This is a genomic window from Kribbella sp. NBC_01510 (genome assembly GCF_045040325.1).
Classification (GTDB): Bacteria; Actinomycetota; Actinomycetes; order Propionibacteriales; family Kribbellaceae; genus Kribbella.
Map to the genome: position 1 here is coordinate 4,319,655 of NZ_CP109418.1, position 16,688 is coordinate 4,336,342.

14 protein-coding genes are annotated in these 16,688 nt (G+C 68.5%); 3 read left to right on the top strand and 11 right to left on the bottom strand.

Going from position 1 to position 16,688, the window contains the following annotated elements; genetic code table 11:
* Nucleotides 1-41 precede the first annotated feature (41 nt).
* The 6 genes from OG558_RS21565 to OG558_RS21590 form a co-directional block, all read right to left on the bottom strand.
* Nucleotides 42-755 carry a response regulator gene (locus OG558_RS21565; protein WP_405071862.1) on the bottom strand — a complete coding sequence of 238 codons (714 nt, stop codon included), beginning with the start codon at nt 753-755 and terminating at the stop codon, nt 42-44.
* Nucleotides 752-1,387: a DNA-binding response regulator gene (locus OG558_RS21570; protein WP_405071863.1), complete on the bottom strand. Its 636-nt coding sequence runs from the start codon at nt 1,385-1,387 to the stop codon at nt 752-754. Before OG558_RS21570 ends, OG558_RS21565 begins: the two co-directional genes overlap by 4 nt.
* Complete coding sequence (locus OG558_RS21575; protein WP_329474731.1) at nt 1,384-1,992, bottom strand: HAMP domain-containing sensor histidine kinase; 609 nt, start codon at nt 1,990-1,992, stop codon at nt 1,384-1,386. The genes OG558_RS21570 and OG558_RS21575 overlap by 4 nt, the downstream gene beginning before the upstream one ends.
* A 283-nt stretch (nt 1,993-2,275) precedes the next feature.
* The gene (locus OG558_RS21580) at nt 2,276-3,601 is read right to left on the bottom strand and encodes a right-handed parallel beta-helix repeat-containing protein (RefSeq protein WP_405071864.1); all 1,326 of its coding nucleotides are present in this window, start codon (nt 3,599-3,601) and stop codon (nt 2,276-2,278) included.
* A gap of 270 nt (nt 3,602-3,871) precedes the next feature.
* Entirely contained in the window at nt 3,872-4,966 is a 1,095-nt protein-coding gene (locus tag OG558_RS21585; RefSeq protein ID WP_405071866.1) for a sensor histidine kinase, read from the bottom strand.
* Nucleotides 4,938-5,603 carry a response regulator transcription factor gene (locus OG558_RS21590; protein WP_405071867.1) on the bottom strand — a complete coding sequence of 222 codons (666 nt, stop codon included), beginning with the start codon at nt 5,601-5,603 and terminating at the stop codon, nt 4,938-4,940. Before OG558_RS21590 ends, OG558_RS21585 begins: the two co-directional genes overlap by 29 nt.
* Nucleotides 5,604-5,787: 184 nt before the next feature.
* Here OG558_RS21590 and OG558_RS21595 point away from each other — a divergent pair, with 184 nt between their 5' ends.
* The gene (locus tag OG558_RS21595) at nt 5,788-6,612 is read left to right on the top strand and encodes a M55 family metallopeptidase (protein ID WP_405071868.1); all 825 of its coding nucleotides are present in this window, start codon (nt 5,788-5,790) and stop codon (nt 6,610-6,612) included.
* Nucleotides 6,613-6,637: 25 nt separating this feature from the next.
* On the opposite strand, the gene OG558_RS21600 is transcribed toward OG558_RS21595, so the two are convergent.
* The 3 genes from OG558_RS21600 to OG558_RS21610 all read right to left on the bottom strand — a co-directional run bounded on the left by OG558_RS21600 (nt 6,638) and on the right by OG558_RS21610 (nt 9,974).
* Nucleotides 6,638-7,471, bottom strand: coding sequence for a ZIP family metal transporter (locus OG558_RS21600; RefSeq protein WP_405071870.1), 834 nt, complete (start codon nt 7,469-7,471; stop codon nt 6,638-6,640).
* Nucleotides 7,472-7,605: 134 nt separating this feature from the next.
* A complete protein-coding gene (locus OG558_RS21605) occupies nt 7,606-9,570 on the bottom strand; it encodes a LamG-like jellyroll fold domain-containing protein (protein WP_405071871.1) in 1,965 nt (654 codons plus the stop codon).
* 8 nt (nt 9,571-9,578) lie between these two features.
* Nucleotides 9,579-9,974 (bottom strand): hypothetical protein, encoded by a 396-nt coding sequence (locus tag OG558_RS21610; protein ID WP_405071872.1) that lies wholly within the window; start codon nt 9,972-9,974, stop codon nt 9,579-9,581.
* Nucleotides 9,975-10,102: 128 nt separating this feature from the next.
* On the opposite strand from OG558_RS21610, the gene OG558_RS21615 reads away from it, so the two are divergent.
* On the top strand, nt 10,103-11,278 hold the full coding sequence (locus OG558_RS21615) for a PASTA domain-containing protein (RefSeq protein ID WP_405071873.1): 1,176 nt from the start codon (nt 10,103-10,105) through the stop codon (nt 11,276-11,278).
* Nucleotides 11,279-11,281: 3 nt separating this feature from the next.
* A complete protein-coding gene (locus OG558_RS21620) occupies nt 11,282-11,905 on the top strand; it encodes a hypothetical protein (RefSeq protein WP_405071874.1) in 624 nt (207 codons plus the stop codon).
* On the opposite strand, the gene glgX is transcribed toward OG558_RS21620, so the two are convergent.
* Both glgX and OG558_RS21630 read right to left on the bottom strand, forming a co-directional pair.
* Entirely contained in the window at nt 11,902-14,010 is a 2,109-nt protein-coding gene (gene glgX, locus OG558_RS21625; protein ID WP_405071875.1) for a glycogen debranching protein GlgX, read from the bottom strand. The genes OG558_RS21620 and glgX overlap by 4 nt on opposite strands.
* On the bottom strand, nt 14,007-16,664 hold the full coding sequence (locus tag OG558_RS21630) for an MGH1-like glycoside hydrolase domain-containing protein (protein WP_405071876.1): 2,658 nt from the start codon (nt 16,662-16,664) through the stop codon (nt 14,007-14,009). Before OG558_RS21630 ends, glgX begins: the two co-directional genes overlap by 4 nt.
* Nucleotides 16,665-16,688 lie beyond the last annotated feature (24 nt).

Below are 16,688 nucleotides of genomic sequence, written 5' to 3' on the forward strand. Positions count from 1 at the left end.
GACTGTCGGCCGCGCCCGACGACGAGACGAGAACGCCTACGTCAAGAGGGTGATCCGGGGTGCACTGCGATGACGGACGCGTCCGTCTCGTCGATTCCCGTCACGCCGTGTGAGCGCGCGAAGGCGACGAGTGCGAGCGCCGAGTGCTGCTCCGAGCGGCGCAGCAGACTCTGGATGTGGGTCCGCACGGTGTTCGTGGAAACGAACAAATGCTGGGCAACCTCGGATCGGGTCATCCCGGACACCAGGCAGCGCAGGACGTCCAGCTCCCGGGGCGTCAACTGGTCCACGAAAGCGGCCGCGGCTCGTTGCCTGTGCACGTCGGCCAGCAGGTGGGTGAGCACCGGTTGCAGCGTCGCCGGGGCGAGATACATGTGACCGTCGAGGACCTGCCACAGTGCGGCGATCAAAGCGTTCAGCCGGGTGGTCTTGGTCAGCCAACCGCGGGCGCCGGCCTCGAGAGCCTGCACGATCAACCGCGGCTCGGTGCTGCCGGAGAGCACGATCGCGGCCGGCGGATCGGGCGGTCCCGCAAGATCCGCGAGCAGGGTGTATCCGGACTCGTCGGCCAGGGCCAGATCGAGCAGGACCAGGTCGGGCGGATCGGCGCGCAGCTGCCCTCTCGCCCCGTCGAGTGTCGAGGCGAGATTGACGCGGCTGATCCCCGGCTCGGCGGCGAGCACTCCGGCCAGCGCTTCGGCGAACACCCGATGGTCGTCGACCAGCAGGACCACCACATCGTCCCGGCCGGTCACCGGTGCCGGCCCTCGGCCAGCTCACTGACGTCGACCAGCCCGGCGGTGGCGGCCGCACGGGCCACCTTCCCGCGGCCGTGGACGCCGAGTTTTCGGAGGACCTGCTGAACGTGCGTGCGAATCGTGTGCCGGCTGACGGCGAGCTCGTCGGCCATCTGCTGGGTGGAGTAGCCACGCACCACGAGGCGCACGACCTCCAGCTCCCGGGCCGTCAGGGCGTCGACGACCACTGGTTGCCGCCGCCGATCCGCGGTCAGCCAGCCTTCGGACACCCGGGCACCGCCGGCAACGGCTTCGATCGCCTGGACCAGGCTCTGCAGGCCGGACGCTTTGCTGACCAGCCCGTCCGCGGAGCCACGGTCGTAGGCATCCCGGGCGCCGTCGTCGCGCGAGTCGGCCAGCAGGACGACGTACGGCGCGGGGGTCAGTTCGTGCAAGCGCTCGCCGAGGTCGGCCGTCGTCGGCGGTCCGGGAACGTCGATCACGCAGAGATCGACCCGCAACGGCCCAGCCGAGTCGAGGAGTTCGGCCGGATCGTCTGTCGTGAGGACGACCTCATGGCCAAGCCGGTCGAGTGCGCTCGCGAGGACCGATGCGAACAGCCATTGCTCGTCGCAGATCGCCAGTCTCATGCCGACCTCACCGAGCGCGGTCCGGCGGGCATGCAGAGACGAACCGTCGTACCGGCACCCGGTGCGCTGTGGAGCTCGAGGCGACCCGCACACGCGCGCACCGCCTGGGCAACGACGTTCAGGCCATGACCGGTTCCGGAGGCGACGTCACCGAAGCCAGGACCGTCATCGGACACCTCGACGAAAGCTTCGCCGTCGGCAGCTCCGACGTGGACCTGAACCGTGCCCGCGCCGCCGGCCGCTCGGCACGCGTTGTCGAGCAGGTTTCCGATCGCACGGCGGAGCAGAACCTGGTCGCCGGCGGCCACGACGAGCGTGGAGCGCTCGCAGATCACCGAGACCCGGTGGGTCAGCCGGACGACGTCGGCGCACTCACCCGCGAGTTGCGTCAGATTGACGCCGCCGATCTGATGACCGGCGTCCGGCTCGACGTCCAGCAGTTCCGCGATCGCGGTGAACTGTTGATGGATCAGACTCATCCTGCCCAGCACCGCGCCGTCGTCGATCGCCGCGGACGACGTCTCCGACAGCAGCAGACCGGCCGCGACGTACTGCCGCAGGTCGTGGCAGAGCTGACTCAGATCTTCGGCAGATGACCCACTCATCGGCCGTGAAACGTTGACGACCCCCATCGGTGACCCCCCTCAGGTCCCGACCGAGCTGGCTGCCCCCGCAGCTCCGCGTTCCAAGTCCTCGACGACCACGGACGGTCACCACCGTCCCGGCCTGCCTGCTCGAGCCCCCAAGGCACGCGTCTCGGTCTAGACCTCCAGTACAGGACTTCACCGGTCAGAAGGTGGAGGCTTTCGCCCATACGTCATGATTCGGTCATCTTCACGTCATCTTCTGTTCAGCTTGTTCAAACGACGTCTTGATCACAGAGCGCGATCAGGGCTGGTATTCGTACGCACCGAGGTCGTCGTAGGTGCGCGGCCCCTCGGCGAAGGCGTTGCTCGTCGCCGGGTCGTCGACGCGCGGGAGGCCTTCGATATCGCTGGGCTGAGCGCCGGAGACGCCCGAGTCGCCACGGTCGATCGCGGCCGAGCCGGCCTGCAGGCGCAGATTCCACGCCGCCGGCGAGACGAACCTGGGGTCGGCCTGCACGCCGTGCGCCTCCTGATGAGTCGCCGCCTGCATGGCGGCCAGCGAGGTGAAGGTCGTGCCGAACGCGTACATCTTCCCGCTCGTGGTCAGCCAGACCAGGTTGTGGTCGACCGTCGTACTCGACGGCGCCGAGTCCCAGATCCCGATGTTGCCGGCGCGCCGCGCACAGGAGATGCCGTTGTAGGCGGGGTACACCCCGTTGTCGACCGCGACGTTGTCGATGACCTGGTAGTTGCCCGACGTACCCTCGACGTTGATCCCCGTCGTGCAGTTGCGGTAGACCGTGTTGCCGATCAGCCGTCCGCCGGTGACGTTGAGGTCGTCGATGCCGTGGTCGCCGTTGTTGTAGGTGACGTTCAGCGCGGCCAGGTTGTTGTCGCCGCCGGTGTAGAACTGGATGCCCGAGTCCTCGTTGTCGTGCGTGACGTTGCGCAGCACGGTGTTGCCCGGGCTGATCACGTTGATTCCATTGGCGTTCCGGCGGTACCCCTCGGCGTTGAAGCTGGCCGAGTTCCCGGTCACCAGGATGCCGGTGGACCCGGCGGTGACCAGGATGCCGGTGCCGTTGTTGTGGTGCACGTTGTTGCTGCTGACAACGGAATCGGACGAGCCGCGGATGCTGATCCCGGGGACGGTCTTACCCGACACCGGCTGCCCCGCACCTGTCACCGTGTTGCCGGTCACCGTGATGTTGTTGCTGCCCGTCACATAGACGCCGTCGTACTTGGTGCCGCTGAAGGTCAACCCCGACACGGTGACGTAACTGCGCGACGAGATGTTCGCACCGAAGCTGGCCGGACTCAGGACCGGATTGCGGCCCGGCCATGCGGTGATGACGATCGGGGCCGACGCCGTCCCGGAGACGGCGGGCTTGATCGTCTCGGCGTAGGTCCCGTCCCCGATGTTCAGCGTGAAGCCGGCCGCGAGCTTGCTGACTCCCTTGACCACGGTGCAGTACGGCGTGGTCGCCGTACCCGGGCCGGAGTCGGAGCAGTTGGGCATGGACTTGTCGACGAACAGATCCGTCGTCGCGCCGCGCGCGGTCAACGGATTCGCCAGCATCAGGCCGCTCAGCACGACGGCAGCCGAAGTTCTCCCCACGAGCGTCATACGTCCAGCGTGGACCGGCCGGGTTCCGGTCGCATCGCGCAATCGACGTATAACGGTGTGCTGCCGGGATGAGAAGGGCTGCGTACGCCGGGCCGGGCAGGTCCTGTGCCGGCCACGACGAGGGGGGGTGTCGAAGCCGGGACCGACCCGGCGCCCGGAGCCTGTGGGGGTGCATCCGAGACTGTCGACGCACGCAGCGTGTTCCCCCTCAGCAGGTTGCGCCGCATTCCGGCCGAAGACAAGAAAGATGACGTCGCTGTCATCGAGCGGTCAGACGGGCGGCCTGCCATTGGCCGGGACAGCCAGCTCGAACTCGGCGCCACCACCGGCGCCGTTGCGGGCCGACATCGTGCCGCCGTGAGCGGCCACCGCGGCCCGCGCCATCGACAGCCCCAGTCCCGTTCCCATCGGACCGAACGGCGGCATCCGGTGCCAGAACCGATCGAACACATGCGGCAGGTCCTCCGCCGGGATCCCCGGACCCGAATCGGAGATCACGACCCGGCATTTGCCGCCCGAGCGCCGGCAGCGGACGCTGATCCTGGCGCCCTCCGCGGTGAAATGAACCGCGTTCTCGACGAGTGCGTCCAGCGCCATCGTGATCCACTCCGGATCCGCCGTGATCACACAGCTGGCCGCCCCCTCGACCCGCCAGTCCCGGTCGAAAGAGGTGGACCAGTTGGCGACGAGCTCGCGGACCAGTTCGCCCAGGTCGACCGACTGCTTCTGGAGGGCGTCGCCGGAGTCGAGCCGGGCCAGCGCGAGCAGGCGATTGGACAGTGCCGTAATCCGCGTGATCTGCCGCAGTGCGACCTCCAGATCCGCTCGGACCTCGCAGTCGAGATCCGCGGCAGCCATCAGTTCCAGGTGCCCACGCGCGATGGTCACCGGCGTCCGGATCGCGTGCGAGGCGTCGGTGAAGAACTCGCGCTCGCGGTCGACCGCCTCGAGTTGCCGCGCGGCCATCCGCTCTACCTGCTTGACGGCCGCGACCCGGCGACGGGCGTGCCACACCATGACCAGGAGCACCAGCGGCATCAGCGGGATCTCGGCGAGTTCGGGCCGGGCCAGCACGCCTTCCGACGCGTGGGTGATCATCAGCCAGCCGCTCAGCGCGGTGATCACGACGATCGCGGCGACGGTGGGGACGACCGGCCAGATCCGGTACCCGTACGCGAGCGCGAGCGCGAGGAACATGATGTGGTACGGCCCGGCCTCGTGGCTGGGCAGGGCAAACATGAGTCCCATCATCGCCACGACGAGCAGTGCGGCGGCCACGTCGATGACCATTCCGACCCGCGGGCGCGAGCGGAAGACTGCGATCTGCGCCCGGCGGTCAGGCGCTTTGGAGCTGATAGCCGACATTGCGCACCGTCACGATGAGATCGGGGCGGACCTTCGACCGCAGGCGTCCGACACAGACGTCGACGACATTGGTCGCCGGATCGAAGTCGTATCCCCAGACCTCCGACAGCAACTCCTGCCGGGAGCAGACGACGTCGGCATTGCGCATGAGGTGGCGCAACAGCAGGAACTCCCGCTTGGACAGCACGGTCGGCCGGCCGTCGACCAGGAGCTGGCGGGCCTCCAGGTCGAGCACGATGTCCCCGACCCGCAGCCGATTCTTCTGCCGATGGGCGGTGTCCTCGCCGAGCCGGCCCCGGACCCGGGCGACCAGCTCCCGGACCGCGAACGGTTTGGCCAGGAAGTCGACCGCACCCTGCTCGAGGCAGCCGATCCGGAGCTGGACATCCGCCGTGGCCGACAGGACGAGAATCCGGTACGCCGAATCCTGTGCCATCAGGGCCGAGAGCACCGCCTCGCCGTGCATGCCCGGCATCACCAGATCGAGCACGATCAGGGCCGGCTGCTGATCCAGCGCGAGCCGGATGCCGTCCAGCCCGTTGGTCGACGTCAGTACCTGGTAGCCCTCGGCCTCGAGCGCGCGACGGACGAACCGAACCAGATCCGGCTCGTCGTCGATCACCAGAATCTTGGTCATCCTCGCCCCCCTCAGGTGATGACCAGGCGTTAGCTTCCGCAGGTCATTCTCACTGTCCGCAGCGGCCATGGGAAGGCTTGTGACCCAATCGTTCCGCCTTCAATCGCTTGTGTCACAGCGGTTGGCTCGGGGCAGGAGCAGGTACGGTCGCCCAGAGTCGGTGAAACTGCACGAGGAGGCAGCTGTGAAGGTGTTCTTGTCGACAGATATGGAAGGAACCGCCGGCGTTGTCGACTGGAGTCAGTGTCGCGGTCCCAGTCAGGAGTACGAGTACTACCGAGGGCAGTTGCAGGCGGAGGTCAACGCCGCGATCGACGGCGCGCTTGCCGCCGGGGCGACCGAGTTCCTGGTCAACGACTCACACTCGACGATGCAGAATCTCCGGCCGGACGAGCTGCACGGCCGGGCGAGCTATCTGTCCGGACGGCACAAACCGCTGTACATGATGGAGGGGTTCGACGAGTCCTTCGACGCGGCCCTCTTCGTCTCGTACCACGGGTCGGCGGGCTCCACCTCGTCGGTGCTTCATCACACGTACAACCCCCGGGCCATCGCCGAAGTGCGTCTCAATGGTGTGATCACGGGCGAGGCCGGAGTCAATGCGCTGGTTGCGCTCGCTTACGGCGTACCGGTGGTGCTCATCTCGGGTGACCGGGTGACGATCGATGAGGCCAAGCCGTTCTTCCCTGACATCGAGGCGGTCGTCGTCAAGGAGTCGATCTCGCACAACGCAGCCCTGTCCCTGCATCCAGACACTGCCCGTGGGCTGATCCGGGACGGTGCGCAACGCGCGCTGGAACGGCTGCCCGACTTCCGGCCGCCGGCCATCACGCGGCCGGCCGAGCTGACCGTCCGCTACCACAACCGCGCACTCGCCGAACTGGCCTGCGCGCTTCGCGGCGTCGAACAACAAGACGAGCAGGTCGTTGCTATCCGCAACGACGACCCCTTGCAACTCTTCCGCACCTTCATCGCCGCTGTCCTACTGAGCAGAGGAGTCAGCGAATAGCCCGCAGCCTCGCGAGTCTGGGTGGTCAGACGCCGGCGGCGGTGACGATGGCGTCTGTGGCGAAGCCGAGGAGGAGGCCGAGGAGGATCATCCAGGTGGTGAGTTCCTTGAGGCCGGAGCGGCGGGCGACGGCGAGGAGTTCGATCACGACGTACAGGATCGAGCCGGCGGCCAGGCCTAGGAAGGCCACCGACAGGGTGTCGTTGACCACGCGTTCGCCGATCAAGGTCCCGATGAAGGTGGGGCCACCGCCGATCAGGCCGAGCAGGCCGAGCATCGCCCACGACGGGCGGGTGCCATCAGCGGCCAGCGGCGCGACGATGCCGAAGCCTTCGGTGGCGTTGTGCAGGCCGAAACCGATGATGAGCAGCACGGCGAGGGAGATCTCGCCGGACGCGGCAGAGTTGCCGATCGCGAGGCCTTCGGCGAAGTTGTGCAGTCCGATGCCGACGGCGATCATCAGGGCGAGCTGGGTGGCGGCCGACCGCGTGGTGCGAGTCAGTTCGGTGGCGGCGGCTGCCCCTGGACCTTCCGACTTCGGTGGCGCGGAGGGCGCGTTGCGGCGGGCCATCCAGCGGTCGTACCGAACCAGGCCGACCAGGCCGATGGCCAAGCCGACCGCGAGGACCAGGCCGGAGACGGCCGCCTTGCCCCACTCCTTGTCGGTCAACGCGACATCGGTCGGCTCCCACGCCTGTCCGAGGACGTCCCAGAGCAGGAACAGCAGGATCCCGATCGCGACCGCGTTCAAGGAGGCTTTCAGACGCGGCGCCGGATTGCGCAGGCGTCCCACCGGGAGGCCCAGGAAGATGGTGAGCCCCGCGATGGCTCCGAGTAGGGCGATCTGCGTACTGGACATGACGTGCACTCCAAGGACGAACCACTGAACCGGCGAGCCGACTCTAGAGCAGGCGAGCCTTACCTAACAAGTCCTCAAGCGTTCAAGCATCCATCAACCCCGCCGATGTACGCCGTCGCCGGCCGCCGGCCTCGCTAGAGCGAGATCCCCCAGGCGGCGAAGGTCGCGGGTGCGGGCTCGTCGAAGTGGCCGGCGTTCTGGTAGAGCCAGCGGACGTTGGCCGCGCTGATCGGAGTGTCGAACAGGCACAGGTCGTCGACGTCCGCGACCGACGAATCCGGGGTGTCGCCGCCCGCGTGCAACTCGCCCGGCTGCAGCAGTGCCCCCACGCCGTACTGCTCGACCGTGAACACCGCCCCGTTGAGGAACAGCTGGATCGCCCGCTGATCGCAGGACGCTGCCACGTGCGTCCAGGTCTCGGCCGGGATCGACGCACGCGACGAGCTGACGATGCCGGTCGTGCCGCCGGTGCCGAACAGCCGGATCCAGAACAACTCGTCCAGCCGGCCCGCGTGCGCGACCTCGACCTGGCCGTTCCGCAGGACCAGGAACCGGGCGCCACTGCTGCTGGAGCGGCACTTGACCCACGCCGAGAACGCCCAGCCCAGCGGCGTTGCCGGCCAGGCGAGGGAGGTCCTCGACGCCCCGGGGCCGGTCCCGTTGGCGCCGAGCGCCGACCCCTCGATGCCGGACACCCACGAACCGGCCGCCGTCAACGTGAGGTCGTTCGCTGACGGCGACCTGTCGTCGACGACTGTCCCGCTGCCTTCGTTGAAGTGATACACGCCGCGCGCCACGTTGACCGGCCGGTACGGCGTGACGACCGGCGCGCCGTTCCAGTAACCCGAGGTCACCTCGGCGAGGAAGTTCTTCGTGAAGGTCAGGTAGTCGTACGAGATCTGGCCGCCGCTACTCGCGTCACCGCCGAGGTGCAGCCGGTGCAGACCGTCGATGGCCGGCGTCACGTGCGGCACGCCGTCACCGATGCTCTGGGTCGCTTGATCGCTCTCCAGCCGGACCTGCACGTACGTCGGGTTGATCGCGAACTGGAATCGCGTCCACTGACCGACCGTGAGTGCCGCCGTGCTGGTCACCGAGACCGTTCCGTCGTCGATGGTGGTCCAGGTCGTGGTGACTGTCCGGTCGGTATTCACCACTACGCGGACCCGCGCGTTGTTCGAGCTGTCGTCGATCGCGAGGATCGGGGCGGCCGAACCGACGGGCGCGGTGTCGAGCCGGAGCCAGCCGCAGATGGCGAGCCGGTCGCAGTTCGGGAAGCCGACCACGCCGCTCGCGCCGGCTGCCGCCGCACCGGAAACCAGGGCACGCCCGTACAAGCCGTCGGTGAAGCTCGCCGACGGAGCGACCGTGAGGGCATGCCCGTAGCTGCCGAAGTCCTCGGCGCTGTCGTGGTCGAAGGGGTAGATGGCCAACTGGTGGTCGATCTGCTCGGCGGCGACCAGGTCCGGCCAGTACGCCGCCTCGACCGGGTCGTTCCACCAGCGCAGGTCGTCGACGATCCCGTTGAGCGCCTCGGAGCCGGTGAGGGTGTTCCGCCCGGCCTCGACGGTGACCTCTGTGCCGGAGTAGGCGAGTGCGGTGCCGGCGTTGACCGACAACACCTCGACACCGTCGACGGCGATCTTCACGGTGTCGGTCGACGGGGTGGCGTCGTACACGACGAGGACGTGGTGCTGCTCCCCGTCCCGGATGCTCGTGGTCGTGCTGTACGTCGTCCCGGCGATCTTCGCCTCCACGTTGCCGCTCGCGTTCGAGGCGTAGACGGCCCAGTTCAGGACGCCGCCGCTGCTCGCGGACGCGATGCAACGGGCCGCCGCGGTGTTGTCGCCGAGCTCGACCCACGCGGCGATCGACAGGCCGCCGTCGGTGTTGAGTGGGTAGAAGGAGTCGCCTGCCTTCGGCGGTCGTACGACGACGTGCAGCGCGCCACCTGTGCAGTTGAGGCCGTCGCCGTACCTGCCTGGGACCAGGGTCGCGGATCCGACGATGCTGCCGTGCAGGAAGTAGCCCGCGACGTCCCGAACCGTCGTACCGCTGACTGTGTTCGCATTGAACGTGTAGCCCGCCGATTGCGCCACAGCCGCCCCTAACTGGCCCGGCGGACCCGGACCGTCACCGTCAGCTCGGCGCCGGCGGTTGCCGATCCGACCTGGTCGACATCGACGGTGAGGTAGTCACCGGCCGCCAGTGCGGTGACGGCCGGATTGTTGCCGGTGGCACTATTCGTGCCCACCGCGATACTCGGCCGGTTCGCCTGATCGGTGTAGATGGTGGCGCCGTTCTTGTTCACGTCCACGACGAGCGCGGCCCCGGCCGGAGCGGTGTGGACCGCGGCTCGCACCGTCTCGACGACGTAGTCGTGTTCCAGATAGATCCGCGACTTCCCGGTCGCGACCGCGATCGTCCCGGTCACCGCGAACGTGTACGCCTCGACCGGCACGACCAAGACGCCGTCGATCGTCAGACTGCCCTGAATCTGCATCGGTAGTTCCCCCCACCCGGATAGCGGTCGAGCGTATCAAAGGGGGTGGTGTGTGACTCCGTATCTGTGAGCCCGCAGCTTGGGTGGAACCGTTCTGCCCGACGGTTGCGGCGAAGAAGGTATGGGGGATGGACGGTACGCGCGTGGCCTCGGGGGCCCGCTGGTTCGTCGGGGGTCTGGCGGGGGCTCTCGTGCTTGTCTTCGCGTCGACCGCGGCCGCGCCTGCCCGCGCGGCGAGTGACGCGACGGCGACGCTCTGGCTCGATCGGTCCGACGGGCCGCCGGGCACCAAGGTGATCGCCACCGCCTGGGGGTACGCCGGATGCCATGCGCCGGCCACGACGAGTCCCTCGCCTGCCGACGGCGCAACGGCCGGAGGCGGCGTGGTCAAGATCTTCTGGGAGGGCTTCGACGAGGCAGTCGGGTCGGCCGTGGTTCCCACCAGTGGGGTGGTCGAGGTGCCGTTCTCCGTTCCCGCGGAGGCGACGGCGCAGCGGTACTCGATCGTGGCCCGGTGTATGACCGATTCGAAGCTGACGGACGACGACTTGTTCGTCGTGACGCGCTCGGAGGCGTCGGTCGTCGTACCGCCGAAGACAGTCCCGTCGCCGTCAGTCCCGTCGCCATCAGTCAGCCCGTCGACGGCTGTCCCGTCGACGGCTGTCCCATCGGCAACAGTGACGCCGCGGACGGTCCGCGTTCCCAGGGTGGTCGGAATGAAGGTTGCCGACGCGAAGGCCACGCTGTCCGCCCTCGGGTTGGTGCTGCGGGTGACGTCCGGTGAGGGAGATGTCGTCGCCAGTCAGTCCCCGACAGTCGGATCGATGGTCGGCGTCGGCCACGCCGTACGCGTCACGATCAAGCCCGCCGTCGTGGCTCCTCAGCTGGTCCCGGTTCCCAACCTGATCGGCGAGCAGGCAGCCGCGGCTCGCTCGGCCCTGTCGGCCGTCGGGCTGCGCCTCGGCGGTACGGCGGAAGCCGACCGCGACATCGCCGGCCAGCAACCGGCTCCCGGGACCCTCGTCGCCGCCGGGACCACGATCACCGTGACGTTCGCCGATCCGTTCCCGTGGTCGAAGGCAGCTCTCCTCGCGCTCGTCGTACTGGCGTTCGGCGCTGTCACGTACGGCGTTGCGCGGCGGTGGCTGGATCGGCGCTGGGTTCGCAACAAACTCCGGATTGTCGTGCCGGCAGCTCCCGCGGTCGTTCCACGGCTCACGGAGTCCGACTCGGAGCCGCCGATGCCGGTCGTGCGGCTCGAGCCGCACGCTGACGCGGGCGTCCACATTCTCAAGGGGGACTGACAGATGACCAGTACGACGCTTGCCGCCGATCGACCTGTGGACACGCCGCTGACGGCCGGCGAGCTCCTGTTCGGAGCCGGCTCGCAGCCGGCCGAGGCGCTGGGGCAGGCGATCAGTGAGCGCCACGCCACCCGCACCGCCCTGCGGAGGGTCCGCCGGTTGTCGAGTTCGGCGGCCGGCCTGGTCGACCGCGAGGTCGCCACTGTGACGGACGGTCTGCTGGACATGGATCTCGGCGATGTCCTGATCGCCGCCTGGCAGCGGCACGCGAAGCTGACCGAGGCCGCCCGCCGTACGCTCGCCATCAGCGGCAGCGAGGAGATCGTCAGCCTGGCGTCGCACAGCATCCAGTCGAAGTATGCGCCGCACGTCGACCTGGTGGTGAACGGCGTGCTGGTCCACTGCTTCAAGTTCGTGCTCGAGATCGTCGTCGAGGTGGCAGCGCTGGACGCGGTCGTCCGGGCCGGCACGTTGGCGATGCTGCGCAGTGGCGACTGCGTGATGACGGCGAGTCTGACCCTCGACGGCGTACGACTGGCCGACGCTCGTCGGACCGCCGACCTCGAACTCGTCGTCCGCCTGGACCCACCACGCCCACTGATCACCAGCTCCGTGGCCGCTGCCTAGACGGCTGTGACGCGGTGGCCGTGGAGGAGGGTGATCGAGCGTGGGCGGACGGTGACGTGCTTGCCTGCGGCAAGGTCCGTGGCGGGGTCGCCGTCGGGGGCGTAGGTGTCGACCTCCAGGTCCCAGGTCTCACCGGGCTCGGTGGACGGGATGACGAAGTCCAGCGGTTCCCACCAGCCGTTGACCAGGAGGAGGAAGTCGTCGTCGAGTAGCGGCGTACCGTCCGCGGCTCGATCAGGGTCGTCGGCGCCGTCCAGGTAGAGCGCGAGGCTCCGGGCACCAGGGAAGTTCCAGTCCGCCGCGGTCATCTCGGCGCCGCCGGGGGTGAACCAGCGGAGCTCGGCGGCCTCGACGCCGGTCAGGTAACGCCGGCGCCGGAAGACCGGATGCGCACGTCGCAACGCGATCAACTTCTTCGTGAACGCCGTCAGCTGCGGGTCGGTCGCGGACCAGTCGAACCAGCTGATCTCGTTGTCCTGGCAGTACGCGTTGTTGTTCCCGCGCTGCGTGCGGCCGAGCTCGTCGCCGCCGAGGAGCATCGGTACGCCGAAGGACAGCAGCAAGGTGGTGAGCATCGCCCGGCCCTGCCGAGCACGCAGGGACACGATGTCCGGGTCGGTCGCCGGTCCTTCCACGCCACAGTTCCAGGAGCGGTTGTCGTCGTTGCCGTCCCGGTTGTCCTCGCCATTGGCTTCGTTGTGCTTGTCGTCGTACGAGACGAGGTCGGCGAGGGTGAAGCCGTCGTGGACGGTGATCAGGTTGATCGACGCGGTCGGACGCCGCCCGCCCCAGCGGTACAGGTCCGGCGATCCGCACAGCCGGCTCGCGAACTCGCCGATCAGTCCGTCCGTGCCGCGCCAGAAGTCCCGCATCACGTCGCGGTACCGTCCGTTCCACTCGTTCCACAGCGCCGGGAACTGCCCGAGGTCGTAGCTGTCGCCCTGCCCGACGTCCCACGGCTCGGCGATCAGCTTGGCCGTGGAGACGACCGGATCCTGCGCGACGAGGTCGAAGAAGGCCGCCATCCGGTCGAAGCCGCCGTCCTCGCGGGCCAGGGTCGGCGCCAGGTCGAAGCGGAACCCGTCGACCCGCATCTCGGTCAGCCAGTACCGCAGCGAGTCCATGATGAGGCGGAGGCTGAACGGGTTGTCGGCGTTGAGCGAGTTGCCGGTGCCGGTCGTGTCCACGTAGTAGCGCTGGTCGTCGGGCTCGAGCCGGTAGTACGCCGGGTTGTGCAGCCCGCGATGACACAGTGTCGGTCCGAGCTGGTTGCCTTCGGCGGTGTGGTTGAACACCACGTCCAGGATGACCTCAAGACCGGCGTCGTGCAGCGTGTTGACCATGGCCTGGAACTCCGCGACCTGTCCACCCGGCCGCCCGGCCCGGACTGCGGCGGAGTAGGCGGCGTGCGGGGCGAAGAATCCGATCGTGTTGTAGCCCCAGTAGTTCGTCAGCCCGCGAGCGACCAGGGCCGCCTCGGGCACGGAGTGATGGACCGGGAGCAGTTCGACCGTCGTCACACCGAGGTCGACGAGATGGCCGACCGCCGCTTCATGGGCCAGGCCGGCGTACGTGCCGCGGAGCCTCGGGGGTACGTCGGGATGGGCCGCGGTGAAGCCCTTCACGTGGACCTCGTACACGATCGTGTCGGCAACGGAGTGTCTCGGCCTGGGCTGATCGGTCCAGCTGAAAGCGGTGTCGGTCACCAGGCTGCGCGGCACGTGTTCGGCCGAGTCGAGCTCACTGGGGGCCTCGGGATCGTCGGCGGCGTAACCGAGTATCTCCGGTCCGGGCTGCACCACGCCGTGGATGGCCCTGGCGTAGGGGTCGAGCAGCAGTTTCGCCTGATTGCAGCGCAGACCCCGGCGCGGATCGTACGGCCCGGTGGCCCGGTAGCCGTACGCCTGGCCAGGCCCGACGTCGGGAACGAACCCGTGCCACACCTCACCGTCGCGCTCCGGCAGCGGGATCCGGGTCTCGTTGCCGTCGGCATCGAACAGGCACAGCAGTACGCCGTCGGCCGCGGAGGCCACCGCGAAGTTCGTCCCGTCGGGTCCGGGCGTCGCGCCGAGGGGAAACGGACTGCCGGGCAGCGCCGTACTCATGGCTTCCGCTCGATCACCGATAGGAGCACCTCGCCGAGCGGCCGAACCATGCCGTGCCGGCGCCTGATGATGTCTGCCACGATCCCAGTCCAGCCGGTCTGGTGCGCCGCGCCCAGACCGGCGGCGTTATCGCCATGGAAATACTCGTTGAACATCAGGTTGCTGTTCCAGTTCGGGTCCCGCTGCAGGGTTTCGACTCCGCCGAAGCACGGTCGCCGGCCGTCGAGACCGGTGAGGAAGATCGACACCAACCGCGCCCGCAGGTCGTCGGCGACGGTGTCGAGGGTCTGGTGGACGCCGGAGCCGGTGGGGTACTCGATCCGCAGGTCGTCACCGAAGAAGCGGTGGTAACGGTCCAGCGCCTCGGCCGCGAGGTAGTTCAGCGGGAACCAGATCGGGCCACGCCAGTTCGAGTTCCCGCCGAACATGGCCGTGGTCGACTCGGCCGGTTCGTAGTCCACGCCGGCGGTGACGCCCTCGATCTCGATCGTGTACGGATGGTCGCGGTGGAACGCGGACAGCGAACGCAGGCCGTACGGCGACAGGAACTCGCCGGGGTCGAACAGCCGGTCGAACAACCGCAGCAACTGCTCGACACCGACGGCGCCGAGCAGCAGGCGCCGCTGTCCGGGGTCGCCGCGCAGGGCGCCCGTCTTCACCAGGTCCTCGGCGTCGCGCACTCCCTCGCGGTGCAGGAAACGGGCGAATTGTTTGCCTGGGGCAACGGAGCGCTCGAGTTGCTGCTCGTCGATCACCGCGACCGCGAGCAGGGGGATGATGCCGACCATGGAGTGCACCCGAACCGGCACCACACCGCCGCCCGGCACCGAGATCCGGTCGTAGAACAGGCCGTCGGACTCGTCCCACATCCCCTGCGCGATCATCGCGGTGCGGATCTCGGCGAAGTGCTCGAGGAACTTGTGCACCAGATCGCGGGCCGGCCGGTACCCGGTCCGGTCGAGGACCGCCGCGATCGTGGTCATCGCCAGCGCGTACCCTGCCATCCACCCGGTGGCGTCGGACTGCTCCAGCACCCCACCGACGGGCAGATGCGAGCGGTCGAGCGGCCCGATGTTGTCGAGGCCGAGGAAGCCACCCTCGAACAGGTTCGACCCGTCCGCGTCCTCGCGGTTGACCCACCAGGTGAAGTTCACCAGCAGCTTGTCGAAGACGCGGCTCAGGAAGTCGAGGTCACGCCCGCCGTCGATCGCGAAGACCTCGAGCGCCGCGAAGGCCTGGACCGGCGGGTTCACATCGCCGAAGTCCCACTCGTACGCCGGGAGCGCGCCGTTCGGGTGCTGGAACCACTCGCGGCAGATCAGCAGCAGCTGGTCCTTCGCGAAGGCCGGGTCCACGTGCGCCAGCGCGATGCAGTGGAAGGCGAGATCCCAGGAGGCGAACCACGGATACTCCCACTTGTCCGGCATGGACATGATGTCGAAGGAGTCGAACGTCCGCCAGCGGGAGTTGCGAGCGGTCTGCCGCGAGGCGGGCGGTATCGGCTGGCCGGGGTCACCGTCGAGCCAGCGCGCCACGTCGTAGTAGTAGAGCTGCTTGCTCCACAGCATCCCGGCGAAGGCCTGCCGCATCACCATCGCCTCGTCCGGTGAGGCGGCCGGGGGAGTGAGGCCGGCATAGAACTCGTCGGCTTCGGCCCGGCGCGTGGCGACGACAGCGTCGAAATCCTGACCCAGTGCGGTCGCCGGATCCGGGCCGTTGCCGGCCGGCCGCAGCCGCAACCGCAGCTCGACCGTGGTCTTCGGTGCGACGTCGATTCGGTACCAGGCAGCGGCCTTCGTCCCCTGGCGATCGGGGTTGACGGTCGCGGCGCCGGTCAGGACGTGGTCGTTGATGCCGTCCTTCGGGTACGGCGTCGTCGCGGCGACGTCGTACAGGAGCTGGGTGTTGGTCTCGTTCTCGCAGAACAGGAGACTCGGCGGGTCGCCTTCTGGACCTTGGCCGGCCAGCAGCTCGAGTTCTCCGAGTGAGGGGTGAGAGACCCGCATCGACGTGTCACCGGTCGCGGCGAGCTCGGGTCGCGGACTGCCCGGGTCCCAGGACCAGGTGTTGCGGAACCACGCGGTCGGCAGGACGTGGATCGTGGCCGGGTCGGGTCCGGCGTTGGTGACCTGCACGGACATCAGGAGGTCGGTCGGAGTCGCCTTCGCGTAATGGACCTCGACGATCCAGTACCGGTCGTCGTCGAACACGCCGGTGTCCAGGAGTTCGTACTCGGGGTCGTGTTTTCCGCGTCTGCCGTTCTCCGCGCGCAGGTCGTCGTACGGGAAGGTGGCCTGTGGATAGTGGTAGCGCCAGCGGTTCCACGCGTGGTTGGGGGTGGCGTCGAGATACCACCAGTAGTCCTTGACGTCCTCGCCGTGGTTGGCCTCCGCGCCGGTCAGGCCGAACGGCCGCTCCTTGAGCATGCGGTCGCGCCCGTTCCACAGCGCGAGGCCGAGACACAGGCGCTGCTCGCGGTCGCTGAACCCGGCCAGCCCTTCCTCGCCCCAGCGGTACGCCCGGGAGCGGGCCTGGTCGTGCGGAAGGTAGCTCCAGGCCTCGCCGTCGGCGCTGTAGTCCTCCCGGACGGTGCCCCACTGGCGCTCGCTCAGGTACGGACCCCACAGGTACCACTCGTCAGATAGCTCGGGCATGATTCTTCCCCCTCGACTTCACGC

What these genes read in the sequence shown, in the direction of transcription:
- OG558_RS21615 (WP_405071873.1), top strand. Translation starts at nt 10,103, where the DNA reads ATGGACGGTACGCGCGTGGCCTCGGGGGCCCGCTGGTTCGTCGGGGGT.
- OG558_RS21620 (WP_405071874.1), top strand. Translation starts at nt 11,282, where the DNA reads ATGACCAGTACGACGCTTGCCGCCGATCGACCTGTGGACACGCCGCTG.
- OG558_RS21630 (WP_405071876.1), bottom strand. Translation starts at nt 16,664, where the DNA reads ATGCCCGAGCTATCTGACGAGTGGTACCTGTGGGGTCCGTACCTGAGC.
- OG558_RS21600 (WP_405071870.1), bottom strand. Translation starts at nt 7,471, where the DNA reads ATGTCCAGTACGCAGATCGCCCTACTCGGAGCCATCGCGGGGCTCACC.
- OG558_RS21570 (WP_405071863.1), bottom strand. Translation starts at nt 1,387, where the DNA reads ATGAGACTGGCGATCTGCGACGAGCAATGGCTGTTCGCATCGGTCCTC.
- glgX (WP_405071875.1), bottom strand. Translation starts at nt 14,010, where the DNA reads ATGAGTACGGCGCTGCCCGGCAGTCCGTTTCCCCTCGGCGCGACGCCC.
- OG558_RS21590 (WP_405071867.1), bottom strand. Translation starts at nt 5,603, where the DNA reads ATGACCAAGATTCTGGTGATCGACGACGAGCCGGATCTGGTTCGGTTC.
- OG558_RS21585 (WP_405071866.1), bottom strand. Translation starts at nt 4,966, where the DNA reads ATGTCGGCTATCAGCTCCAAAGCGCCTGACCGCCGGGCGCAGATCGCA.
- OG558_RS21580 (WP_405071864.1), bottom strand. Translation starts at nt 3,601, where the DNA reads ATGACGCTCGTGGGGAGAACTTCGGCTGCCGTCGTGCTGAGCGGCCTG.
- OG558_RS21610 (WP_405071872.1), bottom strand. Translation starts at nt 9,974, where the DNA reads ATGCAGATTCAGGGCAGTCTGACGATCGACGGCGTCTTGGTCGTGCCG.
- OG558_RS21575 (WP_329474731.1), bottom strand. Translation starts at nt 1,992, where the DNA reads ATGAGTGGGTCATCTGCCGAAGATCTGAGTCAGCTCTGCCACGACCTG.